This window comes from Actinomycetospora lutea, from assembly GCF_028737205.1.
Lineage (GTDB): Bacteria > Actinomycetota > Actinomycetes > Mycobacteriales > Pseudonocardiaceae > Actinomycetospora > Actinomycetospora lutea.
This window is the reverse complement of sequence record NZ_JAQZAL010000004.1, coordinates 70,364-86,501: the sequence shown is the minus strand read 5'-3', so window position 1 is coordinate 86,501 and position 16,138 is coordinate 70,364. Positions and strand designations below refer to the sequence as shown.

Sequence of the window (16,138 nt, the reverse complement as noted above, 5' to 3'; positions counted from 1 at the left end):
CGTGACGTCGGCGCGCGGCTCAGGAAGACCCGGTCGACGCGAACGACCAGGCCGCGACGACGACGGCGCCGACCGTGAGGACCATCGCGCCGGGGATGTGCACCGAGAGCGGCCCGTGGCTGCCGACGTAGGCCTGCACGAAGGTCAGGGCGAACACCACGGCGGCGAGCACCGTCGGCCACAGGGCGGCGCCGGCGCGCCACAGCACCGCCGCGGCGAGCATCGTCAGGCCGGCGACGACGTGCAGGACGATCGCCCCGGTCGCGTGCGCGGCCTCGGCGGCGTCACCCCCGGGCTGGGCGACGAACCCGCCGGCGGTGACGAACTGCCACAGCAGCACCACGACGGTCAGCGTCGCGGTGACCCGCAGGGCGGTCAGGACGGCGGGCGCCGCGCCGGCCCGGCGGGACGCGGTGTGGGACATGCAGCTCCTCCGTGGTGGTCGTCCCGGGATCCGATCACGTCGCGGGCGATCGCGCTCGCCACGCCGCGAGGCGCTCGCTCACGGCGTCCAGCCGCGTGAGGACCTGGCCGAGGACCCCCAGCTCGGCGCGGCCCTCGCGCAGGACCTGTAGCGCGATCTCGGGCGGCAGCCCCGGGAACGGGGTGTGCCGGGTCCCGATCGCCGTGCCCACACCCTCGAGCGCGACGACCAGCGGGCGCCGGAGCGCCTCGGCGGTGTCGCCCGCGCGCACGGTCGGGGACAGCGCGCCGACGAGGTCGGAGACGCCGGCCGCGTCGGCGATCGCCGCGATCTCGCGCGCGATCCCGGTGGCGGCCTCCCGGTCGGCGGCCTCCCGGTCGGCGGACGCCCGGTCGGCGGACGTCCGCTCGCCGGGCTCGTCGGCGGGCTCCTCGTCGGCGGGCTTGTGGTGTCGCCCGGCGCGGACGGTCACGTCCCCGCTGCGGGAGCGCCGGACGGTCTCGGTCGCGCCCGCGGGCGGCGCCGGCACCGCGAACCCGACGGGCGTCAACGGCGGCGTCGGCCCCGCCGGGGGACGTCGGCCCTGGTCGCGGGCCCGCGGGGGCAGGCGGACGTGCTGGGTGGCGCTCACCGACCCCGGGATCGTGGACAGCGCCCCGAGCACGACGACGGCTTTGGGGTCGTCGCGCATCCCGGGCACGTGGCCGAGCAGGTCGGCGAGCAGCGCGCTGATCCGCGGCGTCCGGCTGGTGCTCCCGGTGAGGTAGACGTCGACGAGCGCGTCGGGGGTGGCGCCGGCCCGCGCCACGGTGTCCGCCAGCTCGGCGACGCTGCGCGCGAGGAGCGGCTCCACGGCCTTCTCGTACTCGCGACGCGTCACGCGGATCTCGTCGTCGTAGCCGGCGACCCACAGGTTGACCGCCGGCAGGCGGGACAGCGCCTCCTTGGCCTGGGTGATGTCGCGGCGCAGCAGGGTGCGGTGGCGCTCGGCGACCCGACCCTCGGCCTCCCACAGCGTGTTCCAGGTGTCGGCGTCGAGCGCCTCGGCGTGCTCGGCGAGGATCTCCATGAAGGCGGCGTCGAGGTCCTCGCCGCCGAGGGCGACGTCGCCGCCGGGCGAGCCGGCCAGCTCGAACCCGTCACGGCGGCGCCGCAGCACGGCGGTGTCGAAGGTGCCGCCGCCGAAGTCGTAGACCCCGATCATGCCGCCGTCGGGGACGGCCTGGTCACCGGAGCCGGTGCGCACGTAGTGGTGCGCGGCGGCGACCGGCTCCGCGACGAGGTCGGGCTCGCCCAGCCCGGCGCGCTCGGCGGCCTCGGTGAGCCGGCGCAGCTCGGTGCCGCCTGCCTGCCAGCGCGCCGGGTGGGTCAGGACGACCCGCGACGGGCGCTGCCCCGAGAAGCGCCGCACGGCCTCCCCGGCGACCCGGGCGAGCACCGCGGCGACGAGGTCGACCGTGGTCACCGTGCGCGCGCCCAGCAGCACCTGCTCGGAGGCCACCAGCGCGCGCTTGGGCACGCGCTCGGTGCGGTCGGGCGCCATCGCGGCCTCGTTGACCGCGTCGCGGCCGGTGAGGATCGTGCCGTCGTCGTCGAGGCAGACCAGCGACGGCACGTACTTGGACCCGTCGATCTCCAGGACCTCGGCGCGGCCGCGCGTGAGCGTCGCCGCCGTGGTGAACGAGGTCCCGAAGTCGATCGCGAGGTCCCAGCCGGTCACACCGCGCCGCCGTCCCAGTCGTGGTCGTCGAGGGCGGGGTCGTGCCCGGCGTCGTCGGCGACCGGGTCGTGCGTGTCGTGCGGGTCGTGCTCCCCGGCCCACCCGGCGTCGAGGGCCGGGTCGTCCGCGACGTCGTCGGTCGCCTCGTCCGCGGCGGGGTCGTCGGTGCCGCCGGTCGGCTCCCCGGTGACGACGGCGAGCATGTGCTCCCAGACGCCGTCGGGCAGCGCCCCGTCGTCGACGGCGAGCGCCGCGGACAGCAGGCCCTGGTCGTCGGGCGAGAGCACGGCGTCCGGGTCGGTGTCGGGGTAGCGGGACATGTCCAGCCAGGGACCCCCGGAGTCCTGCGGCGCGGTCACGACGTCTCCTCTCGATCGACCGGCAGGCGGGCCGCCAGCTGCTCGGCGGCCTCCCGCAGCTCGTTGCGCTTCTTCAGGCGGGCGTCGACCTCGGCCTTGCGGCGGGCCAGCGCGCTCTTCTCGCTCGCCAGGTTCTTCTCGTGCTCGGCGAGGCTGGCGGTGAGCCGGTCCTTCTCGGCCGCGAGCACCGCGGTGATCTGGCGGCCCAGCACCTCCCGGGCGCCGGCGACCGCCTGCGAGACCACCGGCGGGATCTCGTTGTTCAGGCGGGTGGCGACCTCCCCGAGGTAGCGGCGGGCGTCCTCGCGGCTGCGGGCGCCCCGCTCCTTGCTCCAGCGCCGCCAGGAGAAGAACCCGACGGCGCCGATGCCGGCGAGGATGCCGATCGGCGGGGCAACCACGAGGGCCACGAGGTGCCCGAGCCCCATGCCGAGGCCCGCGGCCATGATCCCCTGCTCGGCGAAGCTCGTGCTGCCCTGGCCGCGCGCGGCCTCCGGGAGCTGCGCGAGGCGCTCGGGGGCGTCCGGGACGACGCCGGCGAGGTCCACCTCGACGCCCTCGAGGTCGGCGAGCAGCGCCTCGCCGAGCGCGGTGAGCTCGCGGCGCAGCAGCGTGTCCAGCTCGATCCACAGGGCCTGCGCGCGGGGCGGCAGGTCGGTGGCGACGGTGTCGAAGACCTTGCTGGAGCCCGTGGCGATCTGGTCGCCGACCTCCTTGCGCAGGTCCTCGAGACGGCGGGCGAGCTCGGTGCGCATGCGCTGCTCGAGGCGCGCCGAGCGCTCGCCGAGCGTCTGGCGCCAGGTGGCGTTCTGGCCCTGGAGCGCGGTGAGCGCGTCCTTCTCGCGCTTCACCGAGGCGGCGAACTCCGGGCTCAGCGACAGCGACAGCGCGCGCCGCACCTGCAGGGCCGACAGGCGCTTGGCCAGCGCGGAGGTCTGGTGGAGCAGGTCGGCGAGCCGCAGCCCGTCGGCGTCCTGCGCGAGGCCCGCGAGGTGGTCGGACAGCGGGTCGATCCCGCTCGCCGCGCGCTCCTGCGCGGCCTCCTCGGGCTCGCCGTCGGCCTCGGCCGCGACCGCGTCGGCGGCCGCGCGGCTCGACACCCCGAACCACGGGGCGCCGGCGTAGCGCGGGGCGTGCCGGGCGATCAGCTCGACGTCGCGCGCCCGCACCTCCTCCCACGCGGGGAACAGGTCGATCTTGGTGAGCGCGAAGGCGACCGTGGTGATGCGCTCGGTGGCCTTCTCGAGGAACGCCAGCTCCGAGGCGGTGATCTCGCTGGAGCCGTCGAGGACGAACACCAGGGCGTCGGCGCGGTCGAGCGTCGCGAGGGTCAGCGCCGCGTGGCCGGCGACCAGTCCGCCGACCCCCGGGGTGTCGATCAGCTCGAGCCCGCCGGCCAGCAGCGGGGCGGGCACGCGGACCTGCACCTGGCTGACGTCCTCGTGCTCGGGGGCGCGGGCGCCCGGATCCAGCGCGGCGTACTCGGCGAGTGCGGTGAGCGGCACCTCGCGCCCCGCGCTCCCGCCGCCCTCGACGACGGTGACGCCGTCGGGGCCGTGGCTCACGATGACGTGCACGCAGGTGGCGACGTCGGCGTCGACGGGCAGCAGGCCCGGCCGCCCGATCAGCGCGTTGATCAGCGAGCTCTTGCCGCGCTTCTTCTCGCCCACGACGACCACGGCGGCGGTCCCGCGGGCGAGGCGGGCGACGTCGCCGCCGAGCGCCTCGGCGGCGGCGGTCTCGTCGTCCTCGACCGCGACCGCGCGCACCTGCGACACCAGCGCCAGGACCTCGCCGGTCAGCGGGTGCGTGCTCATCGGTCGCCTCCGGTGTCGGGGTCGGTCGTCAGGGCGTACACGACCACCTCGGGGCGGCGCAGGAGGCGCCCGTGGTCGAGGTAGCCGGTGCGTTCGGTGCTCGCGACCGTGCGGTCGCGGGCGGGGTCGGCGGTCGGCTCGCGGTCGACGGCGTCGTGGTGGGCGCCGTCGAACGGCAGGCCGTCCGGCTCGATCGGGACCACCCCGACGTCGGCCAGGCCGCGGTGCAGGCGGGCCCGGAGGCCGGGCCCGGCGGTGCGCAGCCGGTCGGCGAGGTCGATGCACAGCTCGACCAGCGCCGCCCGCTCGGAGGTCGGGGCGATCATCGAGGTCAGAAGCCGGCGGGGTCGTGGCTGGTGGTGTCGGCCTGCCCGTCGCGATCGGTGTCGACCGCGGCGGTGTCGAAGTCGCCGTCCCCGTCGGTGTCGGTGACCATCGTGTCGTAGTAGCCGTCGCCGTCGGTGTCGACGATCCCGGTCTCGAACGAGCCGTTGTGGTCGGTGTCGGCCACCGAGGTGTCCAGCGTGCCGTCGCCGTCGGTGTCGGTGGTGACCAGGTCGACGCGGCCCGCGTCGTCGGTCTCGTAGGTGCCGATCATCGTGCCGGACGCGTCGTACACGCCGCCGTCCGCGCTGAAGTACATGTCGCCTGCGGTGTCGGTCGTGCCGCTCATCGCGCGCTCCCCGGTGCGGGCCCGCCGCCGTCGGCGGGCCGTTCGCGTCTGTGACGACGCGGGAGGGCCCGGATGTTCCCGGCCCGGGAGATGTTTCTGCCGCCGGAGTCCTTCAGCCGAGCGCCGCGCGGGCCGCCGCGGCCAGCGTGCCCACGGTCGGCGTGCGCTCCGCGGGGGTCTTGGCCAGCGCGCCGGCGATGACAGCGTCGAACGCCACGGGGACGCCCGGGCGCGTCTCGGAGGGCCGCGGGATCGGGCTCTCGAGGTGGCCGCGCATCCGTTCGGGCAGGCTGCGCCCCGGGTAGGGGCGGGCGCCGGTGAGGCAGGTGAAGAGCACGCAGCCCAGCGCGTAGACGTCCTCGCGGTGGTCGGTCGCGCCGCCGCGGAAGCGCTCGGGCGCGGTGTGGTCGAGGGAGAGCCCGTTGCGCGAGACGAGCCCGAAGTCGCCGACGCGCACCTCGGTGGCGGCCGGGTCGGCGAAGACCAGGTTGGCCGGCTTGACGTTGCGGTGGGCCAGGCCGCGGGCGTGCGCGGCGGCCAGGGCCCGCGCCGCCTGCTCGACGACGCCGACCGCGCGCGCCGGGTCGAGGACGTCGTCGCGGTGCAGCACGGCGCCGAGGTCGGGGCCCGCGAGCAGGGGCGTCGCGACGAAGAGGCGCCCGCCGGTCTCCCCGAAGTCGAGCACCGGCAGGACGTGGGGCTCGCGCAGCGTGCGGGCGATCCCGCACGAGCGGTCGAATCGCGCCCGGTACTCGCGGTCGGCGGTGTCGGGGGCGAGCAGCTTGAGGGCGACGACGCGGTCGTGGGCGGTGTCGTGGGCGCGCACGACCTCGCCCGAGCGCCCGCGGTGGACGAGGTCCTGCACCACGTAGGGCCCGAGGACGGCCCTCGGCGGACCGGCGCGGGGCGGCACCCCCACCGCGGCCTCCTCCCGGACGGACGTCATCAGCTCGGTGTCCGAGCCTGCCAGCTCGGGGACGTCGGCGCCGAGGCGTTGAACAAGATGTGCTCGCACAGCTCGCGGGCGACGCGGACGTGGCGCTGCAGCACCCGCGACGGGCGGGCCTCGAGCCGGCGCCATCCGGGGATCTGCGCGGCGGCCGCGGCCGCGACGGCCCCGGGGTCGGCGTCCGCGTCCAGGCCGAGGCGGCGGGCGTCGTCGGCACCGGTCGCGAGGTCGCGCAGGCGCGCCACGTCCTCGTCGCCCAGGCGCATCCGCCCGGCCTGCAGGTCGACGAGCGCGGCGGCGAGGTCCACCTGGCGCAGCGCGGGCTCGAGGCGCAGCCGGTCGAGCTCGGACTGCAGCGTGAGCAGGGCGCGCCGGTCGACCTCGTCGGGGGCGTCCCAGAGGTGCTCGAGCGCGGCGATCCCGGCGCTCGCCCGCAGCCGGTCGGCCCCGGCGACGAACACCGTCTCGATCCGCTCCAGGACGGCCTCGACGCCCGAGCGCAGCGCGAAGCCCTCGAGCAGGGCGGGCGTCGAGCGCCGGCCCTCGTCGAGCAGCTCGAGCCCGACCCGGATGCCGTGCAGCCCGAGCAGGTCGAGCAGCCTCTCGCGCTCGTCCTCGGCGAGCGGGCACTCCGCCCAGCCGCGGAAGCGCTGCACGGTGCGCAGCTTGCGCAGCACCCCGGCGCGGTCGGCCGCGGCGAGGGTGCGCAGGGCACGGGCGTCGGTCTCGGAGAAGTCGGGGCCGCGGGCGGTCTCGGCGAGCAGCCCGGCGACCGGGACGACGTCGGAGAGCACCGCGCGCAGCTCCTGGGCGTAGCGGTCGGCGACGCGGCGCGCGGTCGGCCACGGGTCGTCCTCGCCGGACAGGGTGTCGATGCGGGACAGGACGCCGAGCATGTTCGCCGCCCCGAGGCGCAGGCCGCCGGCCCACCCGCGCACGGCGTCGATGGCCTCGACGTCGCGCTCGCCGGGGTGGGGCATGAGGTAGACGACGGCGTCGGCATCGCCCAGCGCCGCGAGCGAGTCCGGGTCGAGCTTCGAGAGCGAGTCCATGCCCGGGGTGTCGATCAACGTGTACCGGGTGAGCGCGTCGTTGGGCGTCTCGACCGTGAGGTGGGAGATCTCCTCGCCGTCGGTGCGCACCGTCGCGCCGATCCCGCCCGCCGGCAGGGGCAGGAGACGGTCGGTGCCGTCGCGGTGGTGCACGCGGATGCGGGCCTGGTGGCCGTGGCGGAACCAGGTGACCAGCCGCGTGGTCTCGGTGGCGCCGGTGGCCGCGAGCCGTTCCTGGAGCAGCGCGTTGGCCAGCGTCGACTTGCCCGCGTTCATGCGGCCGCCGACGGCGACGCGGATGCGGGGCTCGGACAGGCGCGCGACGAGCGCGTCGAGGCGTGCGCGCAGCTCGGGGGTGCGCAGGCGGTCGCGCGTGGTCGCGACGAGCGCGACGAGCCGGGTGGTGACCGGGCCGACCGGGCTCCCCCCACTCATGCCGTGACGGCGGGGCGGTCGGTCAGCAGCTCGACGAGCGCCTGGCGGCCGCGGGAGAGCTGGGACTTGACGGTCTGGACGGGGATGTCGCGGAGCTCGGCGATCTCGGTGTACGACAGGTCGCAGATCTCGCGCAGGACCACGACCGCACGGTACTGCGGGGGCAGCTGGGCCAGGGCGCGGTCGACGTCCATGCGCGCGATGACGCCGCCGTCGGCGCCGCGCACCGGCGTCGGCTCCGGCACGGTCTCGGCGGGCTCGGGAGCGCGCTTGCGGCGCCGGACCTCGTCGATCGCGGCGTTGGTGGCGACGCGGTACAGCCAGGTGCCGACCGCCGAGCGCCCGTCGAACTCCCCGAGACGCTTCCAGGCGAGGATCATCGTCTCCTGGAGGGCCTCCTGGGCGTCCTGGTCGTGGCAGGTCACCCGGCGGCACACCGCGTAAAGGCGGGGACGGTGGCGGGTCATGAGCTCCGCGAACGCGGCCTGGTCGCCGCCGGCGGCGAGCACCGCGAGCTCGGTGTCGGGCCGACCGTTCGCCACGCTCCACACCCCTCTCGCATCTCGGTCGTCGACGTCACCCCGGGTGACCGGAACGCCGTGATCTGGCGCCAGACGTTACGTTCCGTCGACGACTACCGCCAAGTCACTCACTCGAACAGCGTAATAGCGACTTCGCTCCGTGACCAGAACGGTCGGGAACAGCCCGGGAAGCGCGTGCGCTGACAATGGAGGTGCGGGACCGCCGGTGAGCATGGTCCCGTCGGTGTCCCGTGTGCTCGGGACACGGATCCCCACCACCGCACCAGGAGGAGCCCGCACGGTGCCCGCTGCGACCACCCCGGCGACCGGCCGGGACCTCGACGCGCGCGCCGCCGCGCTGGGGCTCGCGGACTCCCACCGCCTGCGACGCCGCATCGCCGGCGCCGAGCGGATCGCCGACGCCGGCAAGCGCGGGGGCACGCTCGACAGGATCGCCGGCGACGTCGCCGCCGCCGAGGAGCGCCTGGCGCGGCGCCGCGCGTCGGTGCCCGCCGTCTCCTACCCCGAGGCGCTGCCGATCACCGACCGCGTCGACGACATCCGCGCGGCGCTCGAGGCGCACCAGGTCGTCGTCGTCGCCGGCGAGACCGGCTCGGGCAAGACCACCCAGCTGCCGAAGATCGCGCTCGAGCTGGGGCGCGGGGTGCTCGGCACGATCGGGCACACCCAGCCCCGCCGCATCGCCGCGCGCACGGTCGCCGAGCGCGTCGCCGAGGAGCTCGGCACGACGGGCACCGACACCGTCGGCTACCAGGTGCGGTTCACCAGCCGGGCCAGCGAGGACACGCTGGTCAAGCTCATGACCGACGGCATCCTGCTCGCCGAGATCCAGCAGGACCGGCTGCTGCGCCGCTACGACACGCTGATCATCGACGAGGCGCACGAGCGCAGCCTCAACATCGACTTCCTGCTCGGCTACCTCGCCCAGCTCCTGCCGCGCCGCCCCGACCTCAAGGTGATCATCACCTCGGCGACCATCGACCCGGAGCGCTTCTCGCGGCACTTCGGCTCACCTGATCAACCGGCCCCGATCATCGAGGTCTCCGGCCGCACGTACCCCGTCGAGATCCGCTACCGGCCGCTGGTCGACTCCGACGGCGACCAGCGCGACCAGGTCGAGGGGATCGTCGACGCGGTCGACGAGCTGCGCCGCGAGGGGCCGGACGGCGACGTCCTCGTGTTCCTGTCCGGCGAGCGGGAGATCCGCGACGCCGCCGATGCGCTCATCGAGCACGCGGCGCAGGCCCACGTCGAGGACCTCGACGTCCTGCCGCTCTACGCGCGCCTGTCCGCGGCCGAGCAGCACCGGGTCTTCGAGCCCGCGCGGGGTGGGCGGCGCCGGGTCGTGCTGGCCACCAACGTCGCCGAGACCTCGCTGACCGTGCCGGGCATCCGCTACGTCGTCGACCCGGGGCTCGCCCGCATCTCGCGCTACTCGCGGCGCACCAAGGTCCAGCGGCTGCCGATCGAGCCGATCTCGCAGGCCTCGGCGACCCAGCGCGCCGGGCGGTGCGGGCGCGTCGCCGACGGCATCTGCATCCGCCTGTACGCCGAGGACGACTTCGACGCGCGCCCCGAGTTCACCGACCCCGAGATCCAGCGCACCAACCTCGCGTCGGTGATCCTGCAGATGGCGGGCGCGAAGCTCGGGCCGGTCGAGGAGTTCCCCTTCGTCGACCCGCCCGAGCGGCTCGCGGTCCGCGACGGCGTGCGGCTGCTCACCGAGCTCGGCGCGCTCGTGGACGGTGACGCCACGCGGCTCTCGGACGTCGGCCGGCGGCTCGCGCGCCTGCCCGTCGACCCCCGCATCGCCCGCATGGTGCTCGCGGCCGACGAGCTGGGCTGCCTGCACGAGGTCACGGTCATCGCCGCGGGCCTGTCCGCGCAGGACCCGCGGGAGCGCCCGGCGGAGAAGACGGCCGAGGCGGACGCCGCGCACGCCCGGTTCACCGACCCGCGCTCGGACTTCCTGTCGTGGGTGCACCTGTGGGAGCACGTCCGCACCGGGCGCCGCGAGCTGTCGTCGAACCAGTTCCGCAAGCGCTGCCAGGCCGAGTTCCTCAACCACCTGCGCATCCGCGAGTGGCAGGACCTGGCCGCGCAGCTGCGCCAGCTCGGCGACGAGCTCGGGCTCACGCGCAACGAGCCGGGCCAGGAGATGACCAAGGAGCTCGGGCAGCGCATCCACCAGGCGATGCTGACCGGGCTGCTGTCGCAGATCGGGCTGGCGTCGGACGCGCAGCGCAGCGGAGCCGGACCATCGGGGAAAGAACCTCCGAAGGACCCGAAGACCGGCAAGCCGAAGCGGCGCGCGCTCGTCGAGTACGAGGGCTCGCGTGGCGCCCGGTTCGCGATCTGGCCCGGCTCGACGCTGGCCAAGCGCCCGCCGACGATGGTCATGGCCGCCGAGCTGGTCGAGACCTCGCGCCTGTGGGCGCGGACGGTCGCGGGCATCGAGCCGGCGTGGGTCGAGGAGGCCGCGGGCGAGCTCGTCACCCGCACCCACTCCGAGCCGCGGTGGTCGAAGCGGCGCGGCGCGGCCGTGGCCACCGAGCGGGTGTCGTTGTTCGGGGTGCCGCTGGCGCTGGACCGCACGATCGACTACGCGCGCATCGACCGCGAGGTGGCCCGGGACCTGTTCGTCCGCCACGCGCTGGTGCAGGGCGAGTGGAACACCCGCCACGCGTTCGTCGCCCGCAACCGCGAGCGGCTCGAGCAGGTCGCCGAGATGGAGCGCCGGGCGCGCCGCGAGCTCGTCGTCGACGAGGAGACGATCGTCGCGTTCTACGACGCGCGCGTGCCCGCCGACGTCGTCTCGGTGCGCCACTTCGACCGCTGGTGGCAGAAGGCCTCGCGGCGCGACCCGCACCTGTTCGACCTCGACGTCGACGCGCTGCTCGCGGGCGAGGCGCCGACCGCCGAGCAGTACCCCGACACCTGGACCTCGGGCGGGCTGACGCTCCCGCTGTCGTACGCCTTCGAGCCCGGCGCCGACAGCGACGGCGTGACGGTGACCGTGCCGCTGGCGGTGCTCGGGCAGGTGCGCGCCGAGGACCTCGCCTGGCAGGTGCCCGGTCTGCGCGAGGAAATGCTCACCGCGCTGGTGCGCTCGCTGCCCAAGAACCTGCGCCGCTCGCTCGTGCCCGCGCCGGACTCCGCGCGGGCGATCCACGCGCGCCTGGCCCGCGACGGGCGCCCGCGGGCCGAGGAACCCCTGCTGCCGGCGCTGTCCGAGGCGGTCCGGCGGCTCTCGGGCCTCGACGTCCCCGTGGACGCCTGGAACGTCGCGGGCCTCCCGTCGCACCTGCGCCTGACGTTCCGCGTGACCGACGACGAGGGCGGCAGCGACGCGGAGCGCAGCGGAGCCGGCGCCGAGCGGGTGGTGGCGGAGGGCCCGGACCTCGGGGCCCTGCGCCGCCGGCACGCCGAGGCCACGCGGGCGGCCGTGGCCGCGGTCGCCGACGGGGCGGAGCGGCGCGGGCTGACGTCGTTCGACGAGATCGGCGAGCTCCCGCGCACCCGCGAGCAGCAGCGCGCCGGGGGCACGGTGACCGCGCACCTCGGCCTGGTCGACACCGGCCGCGCGGTCGACGTGCGGGTGTTCGACTCGGCCTTCGAGGCCCGCGACGCGATGCGCGCGGGCACCCGGCGCCTGCTGCGGCTCGCGATCGCCTCCCCGGCGCGCTCCCTGGTGCGCTCGCTCGACAACCGGGCCGTGCTGCGCCTGCGCGGGGCCATGACGAGCGGCGGCTACCGCGACGTCGACGCGCTCGCCGAGGACTGCGTGGACGCCGCGATCGATGCCCTGGTCGCGACCGGCGGCGGGCCGGCGTGGGACCCGGCGGCGTTCGAGCGGCTGCGCGGCCACGTCGCCGCGCGCCTGCCCGCCGCGGCGGCCGAGGTGCTCTCCCGCGCCGAGACCGTGCTGGGCGAGGCCGGGCAGGTGGAGCTGGCGGTCCAGGAGCTCGCGCAGCGTCCCGGCGGCCTGCTGACCGACGCCCTCGACGACGTGCGCGGGCAGCTGCGGGTGCTCGTCGGCGACCGCTTCGTGGCCCGCACCCCGGTGGCGCGCCTGCCCGACGTCGCGCGCTACCTACGGGCGGCGCGCCGGCGCCTGGAGAAGCTGCCGACCGCGCCCGGGCGCGACGCCGAGGCGACCGCGGCCGCGCACGGCGTCGAGGCCGCCTACCGCGCCCAGCGCACGCGCGCCGCCGCCGAGCCGCGCAGCTTCGACCGCGACGCCTACGACGCCGTGGCCTGGATGCTGCAGGAGCTGCGCGTGAGCCTGTTCGCCCAGGACGTCGGCACCCCGGGTCCCGTCTCCGAGCAGCGCATCACCAAGGCCCTCGCCAAGCTCACGTGAGCGGACGGCGGGGCGGGCCGCCCTGGTGCAGGGCCCAGGCGATGAGGGCGACGGGGGCGACGACGAGGACGGCCGTGGCGACGGCGGCGAGGACGAAGACGCCAGGGACGACCAGCAGGGCGACGCCGACGACCAGGAGCCCGGCGAGCACGAACCACGGCGCCCGGCTCCGGCGCCGCCGGGGCGGGCGCCCGCCCATCCGGCGCACGAACGCCGGGTCGGCGCCCCCCTCGTGCGCCGCGATCTGCGCGAGCAGCTCCTGTTCCCGGCGGGTGAGGGGGCGTTCCATGGCAGACCTCACGGGTGCGCGCCGGCCTCGTCACCGGGTTCGACGAGCATGCCCCGGATCCCCGCCGGACGCACCCACCGGAACGGTGCCGATGGTCCGGCTCCGCTCCGCTCCGCGTCCGTGAGAGAGGATGCGCGCTCGTGGTGAGCGACGCCGAGGAGGCACTGGTCCAGGAGCAGCTCGAGCAGCTGCACGACCACCACGCGGACGAGCACGAGGAGGACATCGTCTCCATCGCCCTGCCGGCCGCGGAGGGCGAGGAGGACGTCTTCGGGCTGGCCGGGACGTCGGTCGACGGCACCCAGTGGACCGTCGGCGACTGCGAGTTCCGGTTCCCGCTGCAGTCGATCTCGAAGGTCGTCACCTACGCCCTCGCGCTCGAGGACAACGGCCGCGAGACGACCCTGCGCCACGTCGGTGTCGAGCCCTCGGGCGACCCGTTCAACTCGATCACCTTCGACGACGAGCACCAGCGTCCGCACAACCCGATGGTCAACGCCGGTGCGCTCGTCGCCGCCTACCTCGTGCACGGCGACACGGCCGACGAGAAGGTCGAGCGGATCCTGGCGCGGATGCGGGCGTTCAGCGGTGTGTCCGACCTCGAGGTCGACCAGGAGCTGCTCGCCGACCAGCTCGCCTCGGCCGACCGCAATCTCGCGATCAGCTACCTCATGCGCTCGCTGGGCATGCTCACCGGCGACATCGAGGAGAACCTGCGCGTCTACCTGTCGATGTGCTCGGTGCGCGTCACCACGTGCGAGCTCTCGGCGATCGGCGCCACGCTCGCCAACGGCGGGCTGAACCCGCTGACCGGGCAGCGCGCCCTGAGCTCCGGGCACGTCCGCGACGTCGTCAGCGTGATGATGACCTGCGGGATGTACGACGCCGTCGGCGAGTGGGCCACCGACGTCGGCATCCCGGCCAAGAGCGGGGTGTCCGGCGGGATCGTCGCGGTGATGCCCGGGCGCCTCGGGCTGGCGACGTTCTCGCCCGGGCTCGACGAGCACGGCAACTCGGTCCGCGGGCAGGCGGTGTTCCGCGAACTGTCGCTGCGCTACGGGCTGCACATGTTCGCCTCACCGGACCAGACCCGCTTCGGACGGCTGCGCCGCACGGGAGGTCCTCGCCTGACCCGGGCGTGACACGGCAGGATGTCGATCGTGGTCGCCGTCGGGGAACGAGAGCTCGTCCGCACGCAGCTCAACGAGCTGCACGAGAAGTACCGGGCCTTCGGCGAGGACCGGGTGGTCAGCTACTACCCGGAGGACGCCCCGGAGGAGCAGCGCCAGCTGTTCGGCCTCGCCGGCACCAACGTCGACGGGACACAGTGGCAGGCGGGTGACTGCTCGGTGCCCTTCCCGCTGCACTCGGTGTCCAAGGTGTTCACCTACGGGCTCGCCCTCGAGGACAACGGCGCGGCGGCGACCCTCGCCCGCGTCGGGGTCGAGCCCTCGGGCGACCCGTTCAACTCGATCACGTTCGACGAGGTCCACCACCGGCCCCACAACCCGATGATCAACACAGGTGCGCTCGTGGCGGCGAGCCTCGTCCACGGCCGCGACGTCGACGAGAAGGTCGACCGCATCCTGGAGCGCTACCGCGCCTACTCCGGCAATCCCGCGCTCGCCGTCGACCAGCGGATCCTGCGCCAGCAGCTGCGCAGCAACGACCGCAACCTCGGGCTCTGCTACGTCATGCGCTCGCTGGGCATGATCTCCGGCGACGTCGACGAGGTCGTCGAGACCTACCTGTCGGCGTGCTCGATCACGGTGACCGCGGCCGACCTGTCGGTCATGGGCGCCACCCTGGCCAAGGGCGGGATCAACCCGATGACCGGCGAGCGGGCCGTCCCGCGCGAGTACGTCCGCGACATCGTCAGCGTGATGATGACCTGCGGGATGTACGACGCGGCCGGCCAGTGGGCCAACGAGGTCGGCATCCCGGCCAAGAGCGGGGTGTCGGGCGACATCGTGTGCGTCCTGCCGCGCTACTTCGGCTTCGGCGTCTACTCCCCCGGCCTGGACGTGCACGGCAACTCGGTGCGCGGTGTCGAGCTCTGCCGCGAGCTGTCCGAGACCTTCGGCCTGCACGTGTTCGCCGACCCCGCCGACTCCCGCTTCGGGCGCGTCGCGCAGCCGGCCGTGGCGGGATGATGAGGACGTGCGAGACGTCCGGGCCTCCGACGCCGAACGCGACCTCGTGGTCGAGCGGCTCCAGCGCGCCGTCGGCAACGGCCGGCTGACCCTCGCGGAGTTCGACGAACGGGTGGCGGCGGCCTACGCCGCCACCACCCGCGGCGAGCTCTCCGAGCTCACGAAGGACCTTCCCGGTCACCTGTGGTGACCGGCGCCTCCGGCGCCTCCGCCGCCTCGTCGGGGACGGCGACGGTCGGAGCGGCCGTCACCCCGGCCGTCCCGCCCGCGGCGTCGATCGCCCGGCGGACGGCCTCGGGGGCCGCCGCGACCTGGGCCGGCGTGGCGTTCTCGAAGAACCGCAGCAGCTCCACCGGCAGCGGCATGACCAGCGTCGAGTTCTTGTCCGACGCCACGTCGGTGACGGTCTGGAGCAGGCGGAGCTGGAGCGCGCCGGGCGCGGCGCTCATGCGCTCGGAGGCCTGCGTGAGCTTCTCGGAGGCCTCCAGCTCACCCTGCGCGGCGATGACGCGGGCGCGGCGGTCGCGCTCGGCCTCGGCCTGCCGCGACATCGACCGGCGCATGCCCTCGGGCAGCGCGATGTCCTTGATCTCGACGCGGTCGATGCTCACGCCCCAGTCCTCGGTGGGCGCGTCGATGACCGCCTTGAGCTCGCCGTTGATGGCGTCACGGTCCGAGAGCAGCGTGTCGAGGTCGGCGCGGCCGATCACCGAGCGCATCGAGGTCTGGGCGACCTGCGACGTCGCGCGCAGGTAGTCGTCGACGTTGATCACCGCACGGACCGGGTCCGAGACGCGGAAGTAGACCACCGCGTCGACCCCGATCGTGACGTTGTCCCGGGTGATCGCGTTCTGGGACGGCACGTCGAGCACCGTCGTCTGCACGGGGACCTTCCGCATCCGGTCGACGAACGGGATGATCACCCGCAGTCCCGGTTGGCGCACGGTCGACAGCAGTCGCCCGAAGCGCAGCACGACGCCGCGCTGGTACTGCTGGACGGCCTGCACCGCCGCACCCCCCGTGACCAGCGCCAGCAGCACGACCACGACGAGCACGACCACGAGCGCGTCCATGGCGCGCCTCCTCCCGCTGGGGCTCGCCAGCGTCCCCGCCACGGCTGAAGATCGCCTGGCGGGGCGCTGAGCGGCGCCTGAGGGGTCACCGCTTGGGCATGATCACCCACAGCGCGATGTAGATCACGAACTGCGGGCCGGGCAGCAGGCAGGAGAGCACGAACAGCAGGCGCACCACGCCGGGCGACATGCCGAACCGCTCGGCGAGCCCGGCGCACACCCCCGCGATGACCTTGTTGGACTGCGGCCTGGTCAGCGTGGCCATGACGGCTCCGTTCCCTCGGTGGTT

General features: G+C 75.1%; 16 protein-coding genes. 4 read left to right on the top strand and 12 right to left on the bottom strand.

Annotated elements, in window-relative coordinates:
- Window positions 1–19 precede the first annotated feature (19 nt).
- The 9 genes from PHK61_RS06275 to PHK61_RS06235 form a co-directional block, all read right to left on the bottom strand.
- Complete coding sequence (locus PHK61_RS06275; RefSeq protein WP_274280119.1) at window positions 20–424, bottom strand: hypothetical protein; 405 nt, start codon at window positions 422–424, stop codon at window positions 20–22.
- A gap of 34 nt (window positions 425–458) precedes the next feature.
- On the bottom strand, window positions 459–2,144 hold the full coding sequence (locus PHK61_RS06270; protein ID WP_274280118.1) for an Hsp70 family protein: 1,686 nt from the start codon (window positions 2,142–2,144) through the stop codon (window positions 459–461).
- Window positions 2,141–2,503 carry a hypothetical protein gene (locus PHK61_RS06265; protein WP_274280117.1) on the bottom strand — a complete coding sequence of 121 codons (363 nt, stop codon included), beginning with the start codon at window positions 2,501–2,503 and terminating at the stop codon, window positions 2,141–2,143. The genes PHK61_RS06270 and PHK61_RS06265 overlap by 4 nt, the downstream gene beginning before the upstream one ends.
- Window positions 2,500–4,320 (bottom strand): dynamin family protein, encoded by a 1,821-nt coding sequence (locus tag PHK61_RS06260; RefSeq protein WP_274280116.1) that lies wholly within the window; start codon window positions 4,318–4,320, stop codon window positions 2,500–2,502. Before PHK61_RS06260 ends, PHK61_RS06265 begins: the two co-directional genes overlap by 4 nt.
- The gene (gene grpE, locus PHK61_RS06255) at window positions 4,317–4,646 is read right to left on the bottom strand and encodes a nucleotide exchange factor GrpE (RefSeq protein WP_274280115.1); all 330 of its coding nucleotides are present in this window, start codon (window positions 4,644–4,646) and stop codon (window positions 4,317–4,319) included. Before grpE ends, PHK61_RS06260 begins: the two co-directional genes overlap by 4 nt.
- Window positions 4,647–4,651: 5 nt before the next feature.
- Entirely contained in the window at window positions 4,652–4,993 is a 342-nt protein-coding gene (locus PHK61_RS06250) for a hypothetical protein (protein ID WP_274280114.1), read from the bottom strand.
- Window positions 4,994–5,105: 112 nt separating this feature from the next.
- Window positions 5,106–5,939, bottom strand: coding sequence for a serine/threonine-protein kinase (locus PHK61_RS06245; protein WP_274280113.1), 834 nt, complete (start codon window positions 5,937–5,939; stop codon window positions 5,106–5,108).
- Complete coding sequence (locus PHK61_RS06240; protein WP_274280112.1) at window positions 5,939–7,429, bottom strand: dynamin family protein; 1,491 nt, start codon at window positions 7,427–7,429, stop codon at window positions 5,939–5,941. Before PHK61_RS06240 ends, PHK61_RS06245 begins: the two co-directional genes overlap by 1 nt.
- A complete protein-coding gene (locus PHK61_RS06235) occupies window positions 7,426–7,971 on the bottom strand; it encodes an RNA polymerase sigma factor (protein ID WP_274280111.1) in 546 nt (181 codons plus the stop codon). Before PHK61_RS06235 ends, PHK61_RS06240 begins: the two co-directional genes overlap by 4 nt.
- Before the next feature lie 280 nt (window positions 7,972–8,251).
- Here PHK61_RS06235 and hrpA point away from each other — a divergent pair, with 280 nt between their 5' ends.
- Window positions 8,252–12,334 carry an ATP-dependent RNA helicase HrpA gene (gene hrpA, locus PHK61_RS06230; RefSeq protein WP_274280110.1) on the top strand — a complete coding sequence of 1,361 codons (4,083 nt, stop codon included), beginning with the start codon at window positions 8,252–8,254 and terminating at the stop codon, window positions 12,332–12,334.
- Here hrpA and PHK61_RS06225 read toward each other — a convergent pair.
- Window positions 12,327–12,623 carry a DUF3040 domain-containing protein gene (locus tag PHK61_RS06225; protein WP_274280109.1) on the bottom strand — a complete coding sequence of 99 codons (297 nt, stop codon included), beginning with the start codon at window positions 12,621–12,623 and terminating at the stop codon, window positions 12,327–12,329. The two genes, hrpA and PHK61_RS06225, sit on opposite strands and share 8 nt — an antisense overlap.
- A gap of 143 nt (window positions 12,624–12,766) precedes the next feature.
- Between PHK61_RS06225 and glsA (PHK61_RS06220) the strand changes: the two genes are divergently transcribed.
- From glsA (PHK61_RS06220) to PHK61_RS06210, 3 genes are read left to right on the top strand one after another with little or no spacing between them, the layout of a single operon-like run.
- The gene (gene glsA, locus PHK61_RS06220; protein ID WP_274280108.1) at window positions 12,767–13,765 is read left to right on the top strand and encodes a glutaminase A; all 999 of its coding nucleotides are present in this window, start codon (window positions 12,767–12,769) and stop codon (window positions 13,763–13,765) included.
- Window positions 13,766–13,783: 18 nt separating this feature from the next.
- Window positions 13,784–14,776: a glutaminase A gene (glsA, locus tag PHK61_RS06215; RefSeq protein WP_274280107.1), complete on the top strand. Its 993-nt coding sequence runs from the start codon at window positions 13,784–13,786 to the stop codon at window positions 14,774–14,776.
- Window positions 14,777–14,783: 7 nt separating this feature from the next.
- Window positions 14,784–14,966, top strand: a complete 183-nt coding sequence (locus PHK61_RS06210; RefSeq protein ID WP_274280106.1) for a DUF1707 SHOCT-like domain-containing protein — start codon at window positions 14,784–14,786, stop codon at window positions 14,964–14,966.
- Here the strand turns inward: PHK61_RS06210 and PHK61_RS06205 are convergent.
- Window positions 14,935–15,849, bottom strand: a complete 915-nt coding sequence (locus PHK61_RS06205; protein WP_274280105.1) for a slipin family protein — start codon at window positions 15,847–15,849, stop codon at window positions 14,935–14,937. The two genes, PHK61_RS06210 and PHK61_RS06205, sit on opposite strands and share 32 nt — an antisense overlap.
- A gap of 85 nt (window positions 15,850–15,934) precedes the next feature.
- Window positions 15,935–16,114 carry a PspC domain-containing protein gene (locus PHK61_RS06200; RefSeq protein WP_274280104.1) on the bottom strand — a complete coding sequence of 60 codons (180 nt, stop codon included), beginning with the start codon at window positions 16,112–16,114 and terminating at the stop codon, window positions 15,935–15,937.
- Window positions 16,115–16,138 lie beyond the last annotated feature (24 nt).

Excerpts from the sequence above, each read along its gene's own strand:
- PHK61_RS06250 (WP_274280114.1), bottom strand. The coding sequence starts at position 4,993 with ATGAGCGGCACGACCGACACCGCAGGCGACATGTACTTCAGCGCGGAC.
- PHK61_RS06245 (WP_274280113.1), bottom strand. The coding sequence starts at position 5,939 with ATGACGTCCGTCCGGGAGGAGGCCGCGGTGGGGGTGCCGCCCCGCGCC.
- PHK61_RS06205 (WP_274280105.1), bottom strand. The coding sequence starts at position 15,849 with ATGGACGCGCTCGTGGTCGTGCTCGTCGTGGTCGTGCTGCTGGCGCTG.
- PHK61_RS06260 (WP_274280116.1), bottom strand. The coding sequence starts at position 4,320 with ATGAGCACGCACCCGCTGACCGGCGAGGTCCTGGCGCTGGTGTCGCAG.
- PHK61_RS06225 (WP_274280109.1), bottom strand. The coding sequence starts at position 12,623 with ATGGAACGCCCCCTCACCCGCCGGGAACAGGAGCTGCTCGCGCAGATC.
- PHK61_RS06200 (WP_274280104.1), bottom strand. The coding sequence starts at position 16,114 with ATGGCCACGCTGACCAGGCCGCAGTCCAACAAGGTCATCGCGGGGGTG.
- PHK61_RS06275 (WP_274280119.1), bottom strand. The coding sequence starts at position 424 with ATGTCCCACACCGCGTCCCGCCGGGCCGGCGCGGCGCCCGCCGTCCTG.
- PHK61_RS06240 (WP_274280112.1), bottom strand. The coding sequence starts at position 7,429 with ATGAGTGGGGGGAGCCCGGTCGGCCCGGTCACCACCCGGCTCGTCGCG.
- grpE (WP_274280115.1), bottom strand. The coding sequence starts at position 4,646 with ATGATCGCCCCGACCTCCGAGCGGGCGGCGCTGGTCGAGCTGTGCATC.